Origin of the sequence: Mycobacterium sp. 29Ha, assembly GCF_032883055.1 — a bacterium.
In the GTDB taxonomy this organism is placed as follows: Bacteria; Actinomycetota; Actinomycetes; order Mycobacteriales; family Mycobacteriaceae; genus Mycobacterium; species Mycobacterium gallinarum.
The window spans coordinates 106,785-124,421 of the sequence record NZ_JAMQTI010000001.1 but is presented as its reverse complement, the minus strand read 5'-3'; the positions used below and the strand labels follow the sequence as shown (position 1 = coordinate 124,421).

The 17,637-nt window shown below is 65.1% G+C and carries 18 protein-coding genes; 9 read left to right on the top strand and 9 right to left on the bottom strand.

Annotated features, from left to right (window positions below; all coding sequences use genetic code 11):
* The first annotated feature begins 8 nt into the window (after positions 1-8).
* The 3 genes from M1248_RS00635 to M1248_RS00625 are packed head-to-tail and all read left to right on the top strand — an operon-like array spanning position 9 to position 3,294.
* Complete coding sequence (locus M1248_RS00635) at positions 9-1,310, top strand: acyl-CoA dehydrogenase family protein (protein WP_317147246.1); 1,302 nt, start codon at positions 9-11, stop codon at positions 1,308-1,310.
* Positions 1,311-1,348: 38 nt separating this feature from the next.
* Positions 1,349-2,332: a phosphotransferase family protein gene (locus tag M1248_RS00630; RefSeq protein ID WP_317147455.1), complete on the top strand. Its 984-nt coding sequence runs from the start codon at positions 1,349-1,351 to the stop codon at positions 2,330-2,332.
* Positions 2,329-3,294 carry an NADPH:quinone oxidoreductase family protein gene (locus tag M1248_RS00625; protein ID WP_317147245.1) on the top strand — a complete coding sequence of 322 codons (966 nt, stop codon included), beginning with the start codon at positions 2,329-2,331 and terminating at the stop codon, positions 3,292-3,294. Before M1248_RS00630 ends, M1248_RS00625 begins: the two co-directional genes overlap by 4 nt.
* A 54-nt stretch (positions 3,295-3,348) precedes the next feature.
* Here M1248_RS00625 and M1248_RS00620 read toward each other — a convergent pair whose 3' ends face one another.
* The 9 genes from M1248_RS00620 to M1248_RS00580 all read right to left on the bottom strand — a co-directional run bounded on the left by M1248_RS00620 (position 3,349) and on the right by M1248_RS00580 (position 12,238).
* Entirely contained in the window at positions 3,349-3,852 is a 504-nt protein-coding gene (locus M1248_RS00620) for a hypothetical protein (RefSeq protein ID WP_317147244.1), read from the bottom strand.
* The gene (locus M1248_RS00615) at positions 3,849-4,457 is read right to left on the bottom strand and encodes a TetR/AcrR family transcriptional regulator (RefSeq protein ID WP_163729942.1); all 609 of its coding nucleotides are present in this window, start codon (positions 4,455-4,457) and stop codon (positions 3,849-3,851) included. The genes M1248_RS00620 and M1248_RS00615 overlap by 4 nt, the downstream gene beginning before the upstream one ends.
* A 138-nt stretch (positions 4,458-4,595) precedes the next feature.
* Positions 4,596-5,744 carry an acyl-CoA dehydrogenase family protein gene (locus tag M1248_RS00610; RefSeq protein WP_317147243.1) on the bottom strand — a complete coding sequence of 383 codons (1,149 nt, stop codon included), beginning with the start codon at positions 5,742-5,744 and terminating at the stop codon, positions 4,596-4,598.
* A 12-nt stretch (positions 5,745-5,756) separates the two neighbouring features.
* The gene (locus tag M1248_RS00605) at positions 5,757-6,902 is read right to left on the bottom strand and encodes a thiolase family protein (protein WP_317147242.1); all 1,146 of its coding nucleotides are present in this window, start codon (positions 6,900-6,902) and stop codon (positions 5,757-5,759) included.
* A 4-nt stretch (positions 6,903-6,906) separates the two neighbouring features.
* On the bottom strand, positions 6,907-7,704 hold the full coding sequence (locus M1248_RS00600) for an enoyl-CoA hydratase/isomerase family protein (RefSeq protein ID WP_317147241.1): 798 nt from the start codon (positions 7,702-7,704) through the stop codon (positions 6,907-6,909).
* Entirely contained in the window at positions 7,701-8,915 is a 1,215-nt protein-coding gene (locus M1248_RS00595; RefSeq protein ID WP_317147240.1) for a CaiB/BaiF CoA-transferase family protein, read from the bottom strand. The genes M1248_RS00600 and M1248_RS00595 overlap by 4 nt, the downstream gene beginning before the upstream one ends.
* Before the next feature lie 4 nt (positions 8,916-8,919).
* Positions 8,920-9,681 carry an SDR family NAD(P)-dependent oxidoreductase gene (locus M1248_RS00590; protein ID WP_163729950.1) on the bottom strand — a complete coding sequence of 254 codons (762 nt, stop codon included), beginning with the start codon at positions 9,679-9,681 and terminating at the stop codon, positions 8,920-8,922.
* The gene (locus M1248_RS00585) at positions 9,682-10,848 is read right to left on the bottom strand and encodes an acyl-CoA dehydrogenase family protein (RefSeq protein WP_317147454.1); all 1,167 of its coding nucleotides are present in this window, start codon (positions 10,846-10,848) and stop codon (positions 9,682-9,684) included. It abuts the gene before it with no gap.
* A 94-nt stretch (positions 10,849-10,942) separates the two neighbouring features.
* Positions 10,943-12,238, bottom strand: a complete 1,296-nt coding sequence (locus M1248_RS00580; RefSeq protein ID WP_317147239.1) for an amidohydrolase family protein — start codon at positions 12,236-12,238, stop codon at positions 10,943-10,945.
* Between the two features lie 261 nt (positions 12,239-12,499).
* Here M1248_RS00580 and M1248_RS00575 point away from each other — a divergent pair, with 261 nt between their 5' ends.
* From M1248_RS00575 to M1248_RS00550, 6 genes are read left to right on the top strand one after another with little or no spacing between them, the layout of a single operon-like run.
* On the top strand, positions 12,500-13,027 hold the full coding sequence (locus tag M1248_RS00575) for a carboxymuconolactone decarboxylase family protein (RefSeq protein WP_317147238.1): 528 nt from the start codon (positions 12,500-12,502) through the stop codon (positions 13,025-13,027).
* A gap of 22 nt (positions 13,028-13,049) precedes the next feature.
* The gene (locus tag M1248_RS00570) at positions 13,050-14,417 is read left to right on the top strand and encodes an aromatic ring-hydroxylating dioxygenase subunit alpha (RefSeq protein WP_317147237.1); all 1,368 of its coding nucleotides are present in this window, start codon (positions 13,050-13,052) and stop codon (positions 14,415-14,417) included.
* The gene (locus tag M1248_RS00565; RefSeq protein WP_163729954.1) at positions 14,410-14,739 is read left to right on the top strand and encodes a hypothetical protein; all 330 of its coding nucleotides are present in this window, start codon (positions 14,410-14,412) and stop codon (positions 14,737-14,739) included. The genes M1248_RS00570 and M1248_RS00565 overlap by 8 nt, the downstream gene beginning before the upstream one ends.
* Positions 14,740-14,773: 34 nt before the next feature.
* On the top strand, positions 14,774-15,994 hold the full coding sequence (locus M1248_RS00560) for a metal-dependent hydrolase family protein (RefSeq protein ID WP_317147236.1): 1,221 nt from the start codon (positions 14,774-14,776) through the stop codon (positions 15,992-15,994).
* Entirely contained in the window at positions 15,978-16,484 is a 507-nt protein-coding gene (locus M1248_RS00555; protein WP_317147235.1) for a nuclear transport factor 2 family protein, read from the top strand. The genes M1248_RS00560 and M1248_RS00555 overlap by 17 nt, the downstream gene beginning before the upstream one ends.
* Complete coding sequence (locus M1248_RS00550) at positions 16,481-17,620, top strand: acyl-CoA dehydrogenase family protein (RefSeq protein ID WP_317147234.1); 1,140 nt, start codon at positions 16,481-16,483, stop codon at positions 17,618-17,620. The genes M1248_RS00555 and M1248_RS00550 overlap by 4 nt, the downstream gene beginning before the upstream one ends.
* The last annotated feature ends 17 nt before the right edge of the window (positions 17,621-17,637 follow it).

The window sequence follows — 17,637 nt, the reverse complement described above, 5'->3', positions numbered from 1 at the left end:
GTACCCACATGGCGTGGGATTTCGAAACCGACCCCGAGTATCAGAAGGTGCTTGACTGGGCTGACGAGTTCGTCCGCGAGGAGATCGAACCGCTGGACCTCGCCTTTCCGCACCTGCAGTTCACACCGCTGGAAGGCAAGCGGCGCGATGCGATCGACCCCCTGAAGCAGGAGGTCCGACGGCGCGGGCTGTGGGCCACTCACCTCGGACCCGAACTCGGCGGACAAGGTTACGGGCAGCTGAAACTCGCGCTGCTCAACGAGATCCTCGGCCGCTCGCAATGGGCACCGATCGTGTTCGGCTGCCAGGCGCCCGACACCGGCAACGCCGAGATCATCGCGCACTACGGCACCGACGAGCAGAAGCAGCGGTACCTGATGCCGTTGCTCAACGGCGAGCTGTTCTCCTGCTACTCGATGACCGAACCGCACGCGGGCGCCGATCCCACGCTGTTCACGACGTCCGCGGTACGCGACGGCGACGACTGGGTGATCAACGGCCACAAGTTCTTCTCCTCCAACGCCAGCACGGCCTCGTTCCTCATCGTCATGGTGGTGACGAATCCCGATGTCAGTGCGTACCAGGGGATGTCGATGTTCCTGGTGCCTACTGACACCCCGGGGGTGAACATCATCCGCAACATCGGGTTGTACGGCGAACCCGAGGGCCAGGGCTCCCACGCGTTGATCCACTACGACAACGTCCGGGTGCCCGCTGAGGCGCTGCTTGGCGGCGAGGGCCAGGCGTTCGTCATCGCACAGACGCGGCTCGGCGGCGGGCGCATCCACCACGCGATGCGGACCATCGGCATGTCACAAAGGGCGTTGGACATGATGTGCGAACGCGCGCTCAGTCGCGAGACGCAGGGCAGTCGACTGTCGGACAAGCAGTTCGTGCAGGGCTACATCGCCGACTCCTATGCCCAGCTGCTGCAGTTCCGGCTGATGGTGCTCTACACCGCGTGGGAGATCGACAAGTACAACGACTACAAGAAGGTGCGCAAGGACATCGCCGCGGTCAAGGTCGCCATGCCGACGGTCCTGCACGACATCGCTTGGCGGGCAATGCAAGTCCACGGCGCTCTCGGTGTCACCAACGAGATGCCGTTCCTCGGGATGGTCACCGGAGCCGCGGTGATGGGGCTGGCCGACGGACCCACCGAGGTGCACAAGACGACGGTGGCCAAGCAGGTGCTAAGGGACTACCGGCCCACCGAGGACACGTGGCCCACCGAATGGGAACCGCGCAAGCGCGAGGCGGCACGGGCGAAGTACGCAGACTTTCTCGAGAATGAGGTGGGCAATCTGTGACCGAGGAGAAAATCGACACCGCGCGGCTCGCCGACTGGATGGACGGGGCGCAGCTCCCCGGCAAGGGCGAACCCCTGCAAGCCGACTTCCTTTCCGGAGGTACGCAGAACGTCATCTACAAGGTCACCCGCGGCGAGAATGTGTGCGTCCTCCGCATGCCCCCCGCGGGTGCCCCGCCCGACCGGGACAAAGGCATCTTGCGCGAATGGCGGATCATCGAGGCGCTCGACGGCACCGACGTACCGCATACCGCGGCGGTGGGTGTCTGCGCAGACGCGTCGATTCTCGGCCGACCCTTCTATCTGATGGGCTACGTCGACGGCTGGTCCCCGATGGACCAGCACGGTAAGTGGCCCGAACCGTTCGACAGCGATATGGCGGCACGTCCCGGACTGTCGTATCAACTGGCCGAGGGCATCGCGCTCTTGTCGAAGGTCGACTGGAAAGCCAAGGGACTGCAGGATCTTGGCCGTCCCGACGGGTTCCACGAACGCCAGGTCGACCGGTGGACCGCGTTCTTCGAGCGGATCAAGGGCCGTGAGATCGACGGCCTCGACGTCGCGACGCAGTGGTTGCGTAACCACCGCCCGCTGGACTTCATCCCAGGTCTGATGCACGGCGACTACCAGTTCGCCAACGTGATGTACCGACACGGCGCCCCGGCGCAAATGGCCGCGATCGTCGACTGGGAGATGGGTACGGTCGGAGATCCGAAGCTCGACCTGGGATGGATGGTGCAGAGCTGGCCCGAGGACACCGATGAACCGTCGGCCATGAGCTACGTCGACATGCGCGGCATGCCGTCGCGTACCGCCGTGATCGATCACTACGCGAAGGTGTCCGGGCGTCAGGTCGACGATCTCGACTACTACCTGGTGCTGGCCAAGTGGAAGCTCGCGATCGTCCTGGAGCAGGGCTTTCAGCGCGCGGGAGACAACGGGAAGCTGCTCGCCTACGGGCCGGTCATCACGTCGTTGATGCGTTCGGCGGCCGACCTCGCGGAATCCAGCGACTACCAGTGAGAGCCGCGGTCTGCCCGCAGTACGGACCGCCGGGAGTGGTCCGCATCGACGACCAGCCGTCTCCGGCCGTCGCCGCGGGGCAGGTCCGCGTCCGTGTTGCGACCGCCGCCGTCAACTTCCCAGACGTGCTGTTGATCGCCGGCCAGTATCAGGTCACCGTGCCTGTCCCGTTCGTCCCCGGCAGTGAATTCGCCGGCGTGATCATCGAAAACGGCGCAGACACAACCGATTTTGCCGTTGGCGACCGAGTCACCGGCACCGGAATGTACGGCGCGTTCGCCGAGGAGGTCACCGTCGACCCAGCCGGGCTCGCCGGGATCCCCGACGGTGTCGACGACCGCACCGCTGCGGCATTCGGCGTCGCATACCGCACGGCCTATCACACGCTGCGATCGGTGGCGCGAGTGCAATCCGGCGACCAGGTGGTCGTGCTCGGCGCGGGCGGCGGCGTCGGAATGGCGGCGGTGCAACTCGCCACGCAACTCGGCGCGTCAGTGGCCGCCGTGGCGTCGTCGGACGAGAAGCTCGACGCCGCAGCTTCTTACGGAGCGCGACATCTGATCAACCATCGTTCAGGCGCGTTGCGGGACTTGCTGCGTGAAGCCCTGCCCGGTGGAGCCGACGCGGTCGTCGATCCGGTGGGCGGCGACCTGTCCGAGCCGGCTTTGCGCTCGCTGCGCCGAGGCGGACGGTTCGTCACCGTGGGCTTCGCCTCCGGCGACATCCCTCGCATCCCGCTGAATCTTGTTCTGGTGAAGGGGGTTCACGTCCTGGGCTTCCAGTTCCAGGATGTTCCCGCCGACGAATTCGCCCGTAACGAGGACGAGCTGCGCGCACTTCTGGTGAGCGGCGCGGTGCGCCCGCACATCGGGGCGGTCTATCCGCTCGCCGAGACGGTCCGGGCGCTCGAGCACGTCGCCGAGGGCCGCGCGATCGGCAAGATCCTGATCGACCTCACCTGACCGCGATTTGTGTACATTTAGGAGCGGTGAGCGCACCAAAACGTGCACAAATCGCTAGCTGGCGGGCACCAGATCCGCGGCGACGGAGGCCATCATTCCGCATCGAAACGTCTCGCTGGCCGCGACGGAATTCGCTTCCGGATCGTTGGCGGCGGCGAGCGCACGGGATTTGAAAGCCCTTGCGGCAGCACTCAAGTGATGCTGGGCGGAGTCGACGCTGCCGTCCAACTCGGCGGGCAGGCTTTCGCCCCACAACGTCACCTCGGTGGCACCCTGCTCGAGTGCGTTGCGCACATGCTGGAGCACCCGCGGATCGCGGTCGAAGAGATCGGCGGCGACGGCGACGGTCTGCGGGTGGGGCCGGTCCTCCCACTGGTCGAGCACTGCCTGCAGGTCGAGCGTCTGGGCGCCGAGGATGTGCAGCGGCCGCAGATCGTCCTTGCTCCCGATGAGAACAGTGACGTCCCAACCGGCCATCACGCGGTCGTAGATCCAGCCGCCGGCGCAGCGCACCGCGTCCAGCGCGGTCGGGGCGACGACGTCGAGTCGGTACCTCACATCGAGCTCCTCGGAGAGAAGTCGCGACCCAGTGATTCCGCGTACCCCTTGAACACCTCGGCCAGCGGGATTGAGGGATCGAGTAGCCATAGGGTCTCCATTCCGTTGATAAATGCGAGAATCTCGACGGCCTTTCCGGCCGCGTCGAAATCTGGGCGATACCGGCCGTCGCTCTGGCCTTGTTTGATGAGATCAACGATGATGCTCACCGCTTCGCGGTACCTGTGGTGCAGCCGGTCGTGCAGCGGCGCATCCGGTGCGATGTTCTCGACGAGCAGCACCGTGAACGTCCCGACCAACTCGGGGGCACGGTCGAATCGCTCGGGCACGCGGCTGAGTTCGGTGATCAGATCGCCGGAGCGGTAGTCGGCATGGATCTCGTCGTCGGCGTCACGGGCATCGAGAACCGCGTTGAGCAGCTGTTCCTTGGACTCGAAGTGGTGCAGCAGACCCGCCGGGCTCACCCCGGCCTCCTTCGCGATCTGCGCCAACGAGGTGTTCCGCCAGCCGTTGCGCGCCAGTAGCCGCTCAGCGACGGCGAGTATCCGCTGCCTGCGATCCTCACCTTTGGCGAGGAGGCTCGCATAGGGCCGTGGGGCTGTCACGGGGCTCCTTCGTCGAACCAACCTAGTGAACACACAGTAGGTAGGTTTCTCCCCTGTGACAAGGGTCTCGTTGAAAATTGATCGTGATTTCGGTGTAGCGAGTCGCGCTCAACGCGACGAACTACACCGAAATCGCAGCTACAGGCCGAGTGACTTGGCGATCATCACCTTCATGACCTCGCTGGTGCCTGCGTAGATTCGGGCCACGCGCGCGTCGGTGTACAGCCGGGCGATCGGATACTCCATCATGTAGCCGTATCCGCCGAACAGCTGCAGGCACCGGTCGATGACCCGCTGCTGCATCTCGGTGCAGAACAGCTTCACCCGCGCCGCGTCGGCGGGCGCCAGCTCCCCTTCGACGTGCAGCATGATCGCCCGGTCGAGCATGGCCTGGGCGGCCTCGAGCTCGGTCGAGCAGGCGGCCAACTCGAACTTTGTGTTCTGAAACGACGCGACCGGCGTGCCGAAGGCCTTGCGGCTCTTGGTGTAGTCGATCGCCGCGGCGATGGCCGACCGCGCCTGCGACACCGACCCCACCGCGACGGTGAGCCGCTCCTGAGGCAGGTTGTGGCCGAGGTAGCCGAAGGCCTCGCCCTCCTCGCCGAGCATGTTGGCGACGGGTACGCGTACGTCGACGAAGGACAACTCGGCGGTGTCCTGCACCTTGCAGCCCATCTTCTCCAGCTCGCGGCCGCGGGTGAACCCGGGCATGCCGTCCTCGACGACGAACAGCGTCAGCCCCTTGCGACGGTTGTCCGGATCGGTCGCGGTGCGGGCGACCACGATCACCAGGTCGGCCTGCATACCTCCGGTGATGAATGTCTTGGCGCCGTTGATGATCCAGTCGTCACCGTCGCGCGCGGCGGTCGTGCGCATACCCGCGAGATCGGAACCGGTACCCGGTTCGGTCATCGCGACAGCGGTGAGGAGTTCACCGGCCGCCAGCCCGGGGAACCAGCGCTTGCGCTGCTCCTCGTTCGCGTAGTGCAGGAAGTACGGCAGGATCACTTCGAGTTGGGTGCGCACCGTCGACAGGGTCACCAGCGCCCGGGCCGCCTCCTCCTGCATCACGACGAAGTATCGGTAATCGGGTTGACCGCCACCGCCGTACTCCTCGGGAATGGCCGTACCAAGCAGACCCAGCGACCCCATCTGCTTGAACACCTCGCGCGGCATGCGTCCGCCCTTCTCCCACTCGGGATAGTGCGGAACCACCTCCTTCTCGACGAAGTCGCGCGCGAGCTCGCGGAAAGCCTCGTGGTCTTCGGTGAAAAGATCTCTACGCACGCAGCGTCCTCCCTAGGCGATGAGTTCTACAAGGGTGGCGTTGGCTGTGCCACCGCCCTCGCACATGGTCTGCAGGCCGAAGCGAATACCGTTGTCCCGCATGTGATTGAGCATGCGGGTCATCAACACGGCGCCCGACGCGCCCAGTGGGTGGCCGAGTGCGATGGCGCCGCCGAGCGGGTTGAGCTTCGCCTCGTCGGCACCGGTCTCGGCCAGCCAGGCCAGGGGCACCGGCGCGAAGGCCTCGTTCACCTCGAACACGCCGACCTCGTCGATGCCGATACCCGCCTTGTGCAGAACCTTCTCGGTCGCGGGGATCGGACCGGTCAGCATCAGCACGGGATCCGCCCCGGTGACCGCGCCGGCGCGGTACCGCGCGATCGGTCGCAGGCCCATCGTGACGGCGTTCTCCGCGGTCATGATCAGCAGCGCGGCGGCCCCGTCGGAGATCTGCGACGAGTTACCCGCGTGGATGACGCCGTCCTCCTTGAAGGCGGGCTTGAGCCCGGCGAGCTTCTCGACGGTGCTCCCCCGCCGCACGCCCTCGTCGGCCACGACGGGCTCGCCGTCGGTGAACACCGGCATGATCTGCGTTTCGAACGCCCCGTTGTCCTGGGCGGCCGCGGCCAGCTCGTGTGAGCGCACCGAGTACTCGTCGAGCCGGGTTCGCGAGAAGCCCCACTTCTGCGAGATCAACTCCGCCGAGATGCCCTGGTTGAACGAGAAGTCGCCATAGCGCTCAAGCACTTTCGGGCCATACGGCATGCCACTCGCTCGTGCCGACCCCAGCGGGACCCGGCTCATGACCTCGACACCACCCGCCACGACGACGTCCTGCTGGCCGGACATGACGGCCTGCACGGCGAAGTCGAGCGCCTGCTGGCTCGACCCGCAGGCACGGTTGACGGTCGTGCCCGGAATGTGCTCCGGCCAGCCCGCCGCCAGCACCGAGTAGCGCCCGATGTTGCTCGACTGGTCACCGACCTGCGATACGCAACCCCACACCACGTCGTCGACGATGTCGGGATCGATGCCCGCCCGCTCCACGAGCGCGTTCAGCACGATGGCGGACAGGTCCGCTGCATGCATATCCGACAGTCCCCCGTTGCGCTTGCCGACGGGGGTACGCACCGCCTCGACGATCACGGTTTCACGCATCTTGTTACTCCGATCTGGGCGGCACGGCCCATCGACCAGTGAACGCCGCCTCACGCTTCTGCGCGAATGCCGCGTACGCCTCCGTTGAGTCTGCTGTGGCGAAGTTGCCCGGTTGCGCGCGGGCCTCATTTGCCAGCGCCTCGCGCAACGTCACCGCGGCGCCGTCGTTGAGCAGGGCCTTGCTCTGCGCCAGTGCGACGGGCGGGCCCGCGGCGAGGCGAGCCGCCAGGTCGTCGACGAAGGCGTCGATCTCGTCGGCCGCCTTGATCCAGGTGACCAGGCCCAGGGATCGCGCTTCGTCGGCACCGATCATGTCCGCCAGCAGCACCAGCCGCTTGGCCTGCTGCAGTCCCACGAGCTTGGGCAACAGCCACGAGCCGCCGAGGTCGACCGACAATCCGCGCTTGGAGAAGATCTGGCAGAACCGCGACTCGGGCGTCGCCACCACGAAGTCGCATCCGAGGGCGAGATTCCAGCCCGCGCCGACGGCGACGCCGTTCACCTTCGCGACGGTGGGGACGGTCAGTTCGTGCAGCGCCAGCGCAACCTCGCTGAGCCTGCGCAGTTTGTGCCGGGGATGAATGTCCTCCGCGGTGCCGATGTCCGCACCCGAGCAGAACGCCCCGGCCGCCCCGGTGATCACCAGTGTCCGCAACTCGGTGTCCCGTGCGGCGGCGCGCAGCGCGTCGGCCAACTCCTCCCACAGCTGGGGATTGATGGCGTTCTTCCGGTCTGGCCGGTTCAGCGTGAGCGTCCGCACGCCGTCGCGGTCTTCGGTGAGCAGGACCTGTTCTGAGGTCATGGGTATGCGGGCCCGATCACGCCGTCGGCGCGAAGCCGGCTGAGATCGTCTGCGGTCAAACCCATCTCACTCAGGACGCTGTCCGTGTGCTCACCCAGCCCCGGCACCGCACCCATCGACTGTTCGAATCCACTGATCACCGGCGGCGGCCGCAGCGCCTGGATATCGCCCGCCGAGGTACCCACGGTGCGCCAGCGGTCCCGGGCGGCCAATTGGGGATGCACGACGACTTCGCTCGGCAGGTTGTAGCGCGAGTTGCCGATACCCGCGGTGTCGGCCGTCTTCTGGATGTCGGCCAGATCATGCTGGGCACACCATGATCCGATGGCCTCGTCGAGGATGGTCCGGTGCTCGCAGCGCCCCGGATTGGTCGCGAAGCGCGGATCGTCGGCGAGATCGGGCCGGTCGATGATCTCGCGTGCAACGCGTTGCCACTCGCGGTCGTTGGTCGTGCCGAGCACGACGGTCTGGCCGTCGCGGGTCGGAAACGCGCCATACGGCGCGACCGCGGGAGATCCGACGCCGAGTGGCTCCTGGTCAATGCCCGAATGCTGCGTGTAGGTCAGCGCGTAGCCCATGACATCGGTCATGACGTCGAACAGACTGAGTTCGACCGACGGGGCGGTGGCGCCATCGGGTCGCTTTCCGCGCGCGAACAACAGCGCCAGAATCGAGATCGCGGCATAGAGGCCAGCCGTGAAGTCAGCGATTGCGGGCCCGGGCTTGGCGGGCATCCCGGGATAGCCCGTGATGGCACACGACCCGGATTCAGCTTGCACCAGAAGGTCGTACGCGCGCTTGTGCGAGATGGGACCACCCGGTCCGTAGCCGTCGATTTCGACAGGGATGACGTTGGGGTGGCGCTGCGCCAGGTCGGCGGCCGAGATGCCCATCCGTGCGGTGGATCCCGGCGCAAGGTTGGAGACGAACGCGTCGGCGCCGTCAAGAAGTCGGTGCAGGAGGTCCAAACCCTGCGGCGATTTCGTGTTCAGGGTGACGGATTCCTTGCCCCGGTTGCACCACACGAAGTGCGCGGCAAGACCTCCCGGCCCGTTGACGACATCGTCGTAAGCGCGGGCGAAGTCACCCCCGTTGGGGTTCTCCACCTTGATCACGCGCGCACCGAAATCGGCGAGCACACGAGTACACATCGGGGCGGCGACCGCCTGCTCCATCGCAACGACGGTCACGCCCGCCAGCGGTGCATTCATGTACCTACATCACCATGCCGCCGTCGACCGGCAACACCTGACCCGTGATGTAGGACGCGGCGTCGGACGCCATGAACACGAAGGCGCCCGCGATCTCAGACGGTTCGGCCCAGCGCTTGAGCGGAATGCGGTTCATCATGTTGGCCGCGAACTTCTCGTTGGTCCGGATGGTCTCCGTCATCGGTGTCGCGGCGAGCGGTGCAAGGGCGTTCACCATGATGTTCTTCGGGGCCAGCTCGCGGGCAAGTGATTTCGTGAAACCGATGAGGCCGGCCTTCGCCGCCGAATAGTTGACCTGGCCGAGCGTTCCGGTCAGCCCCGCCGCCGACGTCACATTGATGACGCGGCCGGTGCCGTCGGTCGGGATGTGCGGCAGTGCGGCCTGAGTGCAGTGGAATGTGCCCATGACGTGAATGTCGAACGTCAATCGGAACGTCTCGTCCGTCAGCTTGGGAAACATCGCGGGCGACGTGACACCGGCGTTGTTGACCAGGATGTGCAGCGCCCCCCCGCCGAGCCCGGCGGCCTGCGCGGCGGCCGCATCGGCCGCCTCGCGGTCACTCACGTCCAGCGCGCACGAGTCAGCCTTACCGCCGTTGGCGCGGATTCTTTCGGCCACAGCCGATGCCGCGTCCGCATCGAGATCGGTCACCAGGACGGCCGCGCCCGCATCGGCGAGCGCCGCGGCAACCGCCGCTCCGATGCCGCCGCCTGCGCCGGCACCGGTGACCAGTGCGGCACGGCCGGTCAGGTCGAAGTAACCCATTCAGTAGCTCCTTGGCATGCCGAGTACGTGTTCGCCGAGGAAGTTCAGGATCATCTCCTGGCTGACCGGCGCGATCTTCATCAGCCGCGACTCACGGAAGTACCGCGATACGTGGTACTCCTCGGAGTACCCCATGCCGCCATGCAATTGCAGAGCCCGGTCGGCGGCACCGAATCCGGCGTCGGCACAGAGGTATTTGGCGGTGTTCGCCTCACGCCCGCACGGCTTGCCGTTGTCGTACAACCACGCCGCCTTGCGCAGCACCAACTCGGCGGCGTCCAGGCGTGCCAACGAGTCGGCGAGCGGGAACTGCAGGCCCTGGTTCATGCCGATCGGGCGCTCGAAGACGACGCGCTCGTTGCCGTACTTCACGGCCTTCTCCAGCGCGACGCGGCCGATGCCCAGGGCCTCGGCGGCGATCAGCATTCGTTCAGGGTTGAGCCCGTCGAGGATGTACTTGAACCCCTTGCCTTCCTCACCGACACGGTCCTCGACACCGACGACGAGGTCGTCGATGAATACCTCGTTGGAGCTGACCGCATTTCGGCCCATCTTCTTGATCGGGCGTATGTCGACGTGGTCAGGATTCAGATCGGTCAGGAACAAGGTCATACCGTCGGTCTTCTTGGTGACCTCGTCAAAAGGCGTGGTGCGGGTGAGAAGCAGGATCTTCTCCGATTCCTGCGCCTTCGAGATCCACACCTTGCGCCCATTGATGCGGTACTTGTCGCCCTCGCGTTTGGCGAACGTGGTGATGCGCGACGTGTCCAGTCCCGCACCGGGTTCGGTGACACCGAAGCACACGTGCAGATCGCCGTTGACGATGCGGGGCAAGGTGGCGGCCTTGAGTTCGTCGGAGCCGTGTTTGACGACGGGCTGCATCCCGAAAATCGTGAGGTGGATTGCGCTGGCACCGTTCATCGCCGCGCCGGACCGTGCCACCTCCTCCAGCAGCAGGGTCGCCTCGGTGATGCCCAGCCCATGTCCGCCGTACTCCTCGGGGATGGTCATGCCCAACCAGCCGCCGGAGGCGATCGCGTCGTAGAACTCCTGCGGGAATTCGTGCGCCAGATCCTTTTTCATCCAGTATTCGTCGTCGAACCTGCTGCACAGCTCCGCGACGGACTTGCGGATGATCTGCTGATCTTCGGTCAGCTCGAAACTCATGCCCCCAGACACGTGTTCTCCTATTCGTGCATAGCGATTTCGGCGCGCTCGGTCCCGCTGAGCGTTACCAGGCACGCCGAAATCGCGGTGGGACTCAGTCCTTGTTGCCGGTCAATTCCTTGGCGTTGGCGGCGAAGTCGGCGAAGTTCGCGCCCGTCTTCTCCTTCTTTGACAGCGCTTGGATGGTGACGTCGTGGCCTTCGGCGGCTTTGCGTAGGGCGCCGACGGTGGCCTGTTCTTTGGTGATGTGGGTGAAGGGATCCCAGTGATACCAGCGCATGGCGTTCTCGTAGGTCATCTTGTTGATCTCGACATCGGGGACGTGGTGCTCTTTGAGGACCTCGTCGAGTTGCTCAGGGGCCCCGGGCCACATCGAATCGCTGTGTGGGTAGTCGGCTTCCCAGCAGATGTTGTCGATGCCGACGTCGTTGCGTAGCTGCACCCCGACGTGATCGGAGATGAAACAGGTCAGGAAGTGATCGCGGAACACCTCCGAGGGTTTCTGGGTGCCGAAGTCCTGACCGGTCCACGTCGAATGCATCTCATAGGTGCGATCGGCACGCTCCAGGAAGTACGGAATCCAGCCGGTGCCGCCCTCGGACAGGGCGATCTTGAGGTCGGGGTATTCCTTGATCGGGCGGCTCCACAACAGATCCGCGGCGGCCTGCACGATGTTCATCGGCTGCAGGGTGATCATCACATCCATCGGGGCGTCGGGGGCGGTGATGGCCAGCCGCCCCGAGGACCCGATGTGCACGTTGAGCACGGTGTCGGTGTCGACGAGTGCATCCCACATCGGCTTCCAGTAATCGAAGTCATGAAAGCTGGGGTATCCCATCGCCGAGGGGTTCTCGGTGAACGTCAACGAGTGCACCCCACGCTTGGCGTTGCGCCGAATCTCGGCGGCGCACGCTTCGGCGTCCCAGATCACCGGCAGCGTCATCGGGATGAACCGCGCCGGATAGGCCCCGCACCACTCCTCGACATGCCAGTCGTTGTAGGCCTGCACCAGCGCCAGGGAGAACTCGTGATCCTCGGTGGCGAACAACCGGCCCGCGAACCCGGGAAACGACGGGAAACACATCGAGCCCAGGATGCCCCCGGCGTTCATGTCCTTGACCCGCTCGTCGACCTTGTAACAGCCCGGCCGGATCTCATCCAGTCCTTGGGGTTCGAGCCCGTACTCCTCTTTCGGGCGGCCCGCGACCGCGTTGAGCGCCACGTTGGGGATCACGATGTCGCGGAACTGCCAGGTATCAGAACCATCGGGGTTATGCACCAACCGCGGCGCCTCATCTAGATACTTCTTCTGCAGATGATTCCTGAACATATCCGGCGGCTCGACGATGTGATCATCAACGCTGATCAGGATCATGTCTTCTTTGTTCACGCCTGTTCCCTCCGTCGAAATCTGTGATAGCACCCACACTAGTTACCCAGTCAGGTTCTCTATCTGAGGAAACTAGCTTCTCTTGCGACGAGAATCAATGTCCGAAACGACGCGCATAGCCTTCCAGCAGCACCGTTGGACTGTAAGTGGCAGGCCACCGACCCGCACATCCAGGCGACGGCATTGACCATCGGCCGGAAAGGTGGAAATCTATTGGCGAAATATGAGAACCTGATTCTCGTGAACGAGAGGAACCGCCCGGTGCGTGTGCCCCCGCTCCCCGCGGACCAGTGGGATGGCGCCGTCGACCACGCCTTGTCCGGCATGCTGCCTCCCGAGCGCCGCAATCCGGAGGCGGCGGGCAATCTGCTCGCGACGCTCGTCCGCCACCCCAAGCTGACCAGGTCCTTCCTTCGCTTCAACAACCACTTGATGTTCAGCTCGCCACTGCCCGACCGGCTGCGCGAGCTCGCGGTGTTGCGCGTCGCGCATCGCCGCGCTTGCGAGTACGAGTGGCGCCACCACGTTCGCATGGGCGGTGAGGCCGGCCTGTCCGATGACGTCATCGAAGGCATCCAGCGCGGCGAGGCCGTCGACGAGCTCGACCGGGCGGTCCTTGCGGCAGTCGACGAACTCGAGGACAAGTCGGAGATCGCCGATGCCACATGGGCGACGCTCTCGGAACACCTCGACGAACGTCAACGCATGGACCTCGTCTTCACGATCGGCTGCTATGGCGCACTCGCCATGGCCATCAACACGTTTGGCGTGGAACCCGACTCCGAATAGCACGCAGAGAGGTAGACAAACCGTGGCATTTTTCAAGAAGCCCGACGTCGGCAGCTGGACCGAGAACTGGCCCGAGCTCGGCACCGCACCGGTCAACTACGAGGACTCGATCGATCCGGAGCAGTGGAAGCTGGAGCAGCAGGCCATCTTCCGCAAGACCTGGCTGCAAATGGGTCGCATCGAGCTGATTCCCAAGAAGGGCAGCTACATCACCCGCGAGCTGCCGTCGGTCGGAGCGGGTACGTCGATCGTCATCGTCAACGACGGCGACCAGATCCGCGCTTTCTACAACATGTGCCGCCACCGCGGCAACAAGCTGGTGTGGAACGACTATCCCGGCGAAGAGGTCTCCGGCACCTGCCGCCAGTTCGTCTGCAAGTACCACGCCTGGCGCTACAACCTCAAGGGCGACCTGACCTTCATCCAGCAGGAGCAGGAGTTCTTCGACATCGACAAGGCCGACTACCCGCTCAAGCCGGTGCGCTGCGAGGTGTGGGAGGGCTTCATCTTCGTCAACTTCGATGACAACGCGGTCTCGCTCGAGGAGTATCTGGGCGAGTTCGGCCAGGGTCTCAAGGGTTATCCCTTCCACGAGATGACCGAGCACTACAGCTACCGCGCGGAGATCAAGTCGAACTGGAAGCTCTTCATCGACGCGTTCGTCGAGTTTTACCACGCGCCGATCCTGCACATGAAGCAGGCGGAGAAGGAGGAAGCCGAGAAACTGGCCAAGTTCGGCTTCGAGGCGCTGCACTACGACATCAAGGGCGATCACTCGATGATCTCGTCCTGGGGTGGCATGAGCCCGCCCAAGGACCTGAACATGGTCAAGCCCATCGAGCGAATCCTGCACAGTGGACTGTTCGGGCCGTGGGACCGGCCCGCCATCAAGGGCATCCTGCCCGACGAGTTGCCGCCGGCGATCAACCCGGGCCGCCACAAGACTTGGGGCCAGGACTCGTTCGAGTTCTTCCCGAACTTCACCCTGCTGTTCTGGGTGCCGGGCTGGTATCTGACGTACAACTACTGGCCCACCGGTGTGGACACCCACATCTTCGAGGCCGACCTGTACTTCGTGCCCCCGAAGAACCTGCGCGAACGGCTCTCCCAGGAACTGGCCGCGGTGACGTTCAAGGAGTACGCGTTCCAGGACGCCAATACGTTGGAAGCCACGCAGACACAGATCGGCACCCGCGCCGTTCTCGACTTCCCGCTGTGCGACCAGGAAGTCCTGCTGCGCCACCTGCACCACACCGCGCACAAGTACGTCGACCGGTACAAGGAGTCGCTGGCGGCCGCAAACGGGGCCGGGGCGAGCGATGGGACGGGACAAGGGTCGGCCAACGGCGCGGCTCACAGCAAGACCGAGAAGGATGCCGCAAATGTCTAAGCTTCCAGAGGAATTCGCGGATCTCGAGCGGTTCAGCGACTGGTGCCTGCCGACCGAGGAAGAGCGCTACCAGAAGCGGCTGAACTCCTCCATGGAGGAGATGCAGGAACTCTACGACGCGGGCATGGCTAGGCTCGAGGACATCATGGTCTACGTCGACGCCCGCTTCCCGCTCAAGGGAATGCCGGAGGACGCGAAGGCTCTGGTGCACCTCGGCCAGTCGATCGTGATGGTGAGCTTTCCCATCGAGGTGTGGAAACAGCCCCGGGTGCTCGACAGCGGCGCCGCCTACATCAATCTCATCAAGGAGCCGGTGGTCTAGCTGTGCCAACGCTCTTCGCGCAAGCGGCTCATCGATGCTGACCCTCAAAGCCGCGGGTCTACTGGACGTCGACGCGGGCGAGATCGTCCGACCGGGAATCGTCCGCATCGAGGACGACCGCATCATCGCCCTCGGCGGTGACGTCGAGGGCGAAGTCATCGATCTCGGTGATGCCATCCTGCTGCCCGGCCTCATGGACATGGAGGTCAACCTCCTGATGGGCGGGCGGGGCGAAACCCCCGGTTTGTCCCAGGTGCAGGACGATCCGGCGATCCGGGTGCTACGCGCGGTCGGCAACGCGCGGCGCACGCTACGTGCGGGGTTCACCACGGTGCGCAACCTTGGATTGTTCGTCAAGACAGGCGGATACCTGCTTGACGTGTCACTCGGCAAGGCCATCGACGCCGGATGGATCGAGGGCCCCCGCATCGTGCCCGCCGGTCACGCCATCACACCGACCGGCGGCCACCTCGACCCGACGATGTTCGCGGCGTTCATGCCCGGCGCGCTCGAGCTGACGGTCGAGGAGGGCATCGCCAACGGCGTCGACGAGATCCGCAAGGCCGTGCGCTATCAGATCAAGCACGGCGCCCAGCTGATCAAGGTGTGCGTATCCGGCGGGGTGATGTCGTTGACCGGAGAAGCTGGCGCACAACACTATTCAGATGAGGAACTGCGGGCCATCGTCGACGAAGCGCACCGGCGCGGATTGAAGGTGGCCGCGCACACCCACGGCGCGGAGGCGGTCAAGCACGCCGTGGCATGCGGTATCGACTGCATCGAGCACGGTTTCCTGATGGACGACGAAGCCATCCAGATGCTGGTGGACAACGACCGGTTCCTGGTCACCACCCGCAGGCTGGCCGAAGCGATGGACGTGTCGAGGGCTCCGAAAGAGTTGCAGGACAAGGCCGCCGAGATGTTCCCGAAGGCGCGCACGTCGATCAAGGCAGCGTACGAGGCCGGGGTGAAGATCGCCGTCGGCACCGACGCCCCGGCGATCCCGCACGGCAAGAATGCCGATGAACTCGTTACGCTCGTCGATTGGGGTATGCCGGCCGACGCGGTGCTGCGTGCGGCCACCGTCGTCGCCGCCGACCTGATCGACAAGCCGGACCTCGGCCGCATCGCCGAGGGGTATCTCGCGGACATCATCGCCGTGCCCGGCGATCCGCTCGCCGATATCGGCGTTACACGAGACGTCAGCTTTGTAATGAAGGGCGGTAAGGTCTACCGACATGACAGTGTCACCTAGTCAACAGCGGATCGAGGATCTGGTCGAGATCCAGCAGACGCTCGCCAAATACGCCGTCACCATCACCCAAGGCGACATCGAGGGGCTGATCTCTGTCTTCACCCCCGACGGCACCTACAGTGCGTTCGGCTCGACCTACACGCTTGCCCGCTTTCCCGAGTTGGTCGATGCGGCGCCGAAGGGCCTGTTCATGACGGGTACCGCGCTGATCGACCTCGACCCCGACAACCCGGACGCCGCCACCGGAACACAGCCGCTGTGCTTCATCGAGCACTCCAAGCACGACATGCGAATCGGCTACTACAAGGACACCTACGTGCGCACCGACGACGGCTGGCGGCTCAAGACTCGCGCCATGACCTTCATCCGGCGCAGCGGAGAGCACGACTCCGGACGCCCGCACGCGATCGGCCGGCCGGAGGCCGATGTCGCCGCCGGGGCGGCTCCGGAGCCCGATGTCGCCGCCGGGGCGGCTCCGGAGCCCGGATGACCAGCGACCTGACGGCTGGCACCGAGTTCGAGACAGTCGCCGAGTTCCGGTCACAACTGGTCGCATGGCTGGATAGCCATGACCTGACTCCCCCGCCCGGCGACCACTCGCTCGACGCTCATCAGGCGCAGCATGCCCGCGTGCTGAAGGAGCTTTACGACGCCGGCTGGATGCGCTGGGGCTGGCCCGAATCGGCAGGCGGCCTCGGTGGCCCGATGATCCTGCGCGCAATCGTCGGCGAAGAGGTGGTCGGCCGTCGCCTCGACGATCCAGGACCGTACTCGATGCTCGAAGTGCTGACCCCGACGATGATCGACTACGCGCGCCCCGAACTCGCCGCCGAGATGGTGCCTCGGCTTCTGTCCGGCCAGGAGACCTGGTGCCAGGGCTTCTCCGAGCCCGGCTCGGGTAGTGATCTCGCCTCGCTTGCCACGCGTGCCGAACAGCGCGGCTCGACCGGGGATTGGGTGATCAACGGCCAGAAGGTGTGGACGAGCTTTGCGCAGTACGCCAAGCGTTGCGTGCTCCTCACCCGAACAGGACCCGGGCATTCGGGCATCACCGCCTTCTTCGTCGACATGGACAGTCCCGGCGTGGATGTCCGCCCCCTGCGCACGATGCACGGCGTCGACGAATTCTGCGAGGTGTACTTCGACGACGTGGTGGTGCCTGCCGACCGCATGCTCGGAAACCCTGGCGACGGTTGGCAACTCGCGATGGACCTGCTTCCCTACGAGCGTTCGACATGTTTCTGGCAGCGCATCGCCTACCTGTACTCGCGGTTCGACGCACTGGTCGCCGAGGTGAAGAACCTCGGCCAGTCGGTGGACTCGGAGCTGGGCGAGACATATCTGGCTCTGCACATGTTGCGCTGCCGCTCGCGGGCCACCCAGCTCCGGTTGGCCGACGGCAACAAGCTCGGCCCGGACACGTCGATCGACAAGGTCTTACTCGCCGGCGCCGAACAGCAGCTCTACGACTCTGCGCACGACCTGCTCCCGAGTGTCATCGAGCTGGACGACACCGAGTGGCGCACCGAGTATTTGTATTCGCGGGCCGCCACGATCTACGGCGGCACCGCCGAAGTTCAGCGCAACATCATCGCCCGCCGACTGCTCGACCTCGGGAAGGAGTGATCGTGGCCGGACCATCG

Excerpts from the sequence above, each read along its gene's own strand:
- M1248_RS00600 (WP_317147241.1), bottom strand. The coding sequence starts at position 7,704 with ATGACCTCAGAACAGGTCCTGCTCACCGAAGACCGCGACGGCGTGCGG.
- M1248_RS00605 (WP_317147242.1), bottom strand. The coding sequence starts at position 6,902 with ATGCGTGAAACCGTGATCGTCGAGGCGGTGCGTACCCCCGTCGGCAAG.
- M1248_RS00635 (WP_317147246.1), top strand. The coding sequence starts at position 9 with ATGGCGTGGGATTTCGAAACCGACCCCGAGTATCAGAAGGTGCTTGAC.
- M1248_RS00555 (WP_317147235.1), top strand. The coding sequence starts at position 15,978 with ATGACAGTGTCACCTAGTCAACAGCGGATCGAGGATCTGGTCGAGATC.
- M1248_RS00630 (WP_317147455.1), top strand. The coding sequence starts at position 1,349 with ATGGACGGGGCGCAGCTCCCCGGCAAGGGCGAACCCCTGCAAGCCGAC.
- M1248_RS00560 (WP_317147236.1), top strand. The coding sequence starts at position 14,774 with ATGCTGACCCTCAAAGCCGCGGGTCTACTGGACGTCGACGCGGGCGAG.
- M1248_RS00550 (WP_317147234.1), top strand. The coding sequence starts at position 16,481 with ATGACCAGCGACCTGACGGCTGGCACCGAGTTCGAGACAGTCGCCGAG.
- M1248_RS00565 (WP_163729954.1), top strand. The coding sequence starts at position 14,410 with ATGTCTAAGCTTCCAGAGGAATTCGCGGATCTCGAGCGGTTCAGCGAC.
- M1248_RS00595 (WP_317147240.1), bottom strand. The coding sequence starts at position 8,915 with ATGAATGCACCGCTGGCGGGCGTGACCGTCGTTGCGATGGAGCAGGCG.
- M1248_RS00585 (WP_317147454.1), bottom strand. The coding sequence starts at position 10,848 with ATGAGTTTCGAGCTGACCGAAGATCAGCAGATCATCCGCAAGTCCGTC.
- M1248_RS00590 (WP_163729950.1), bottom strand. The coding sequence starts at position 9,681 with ATGGGTTACTTCGACCTGACCGGCCGTGCCGCACTGGTCACCGGTGCC.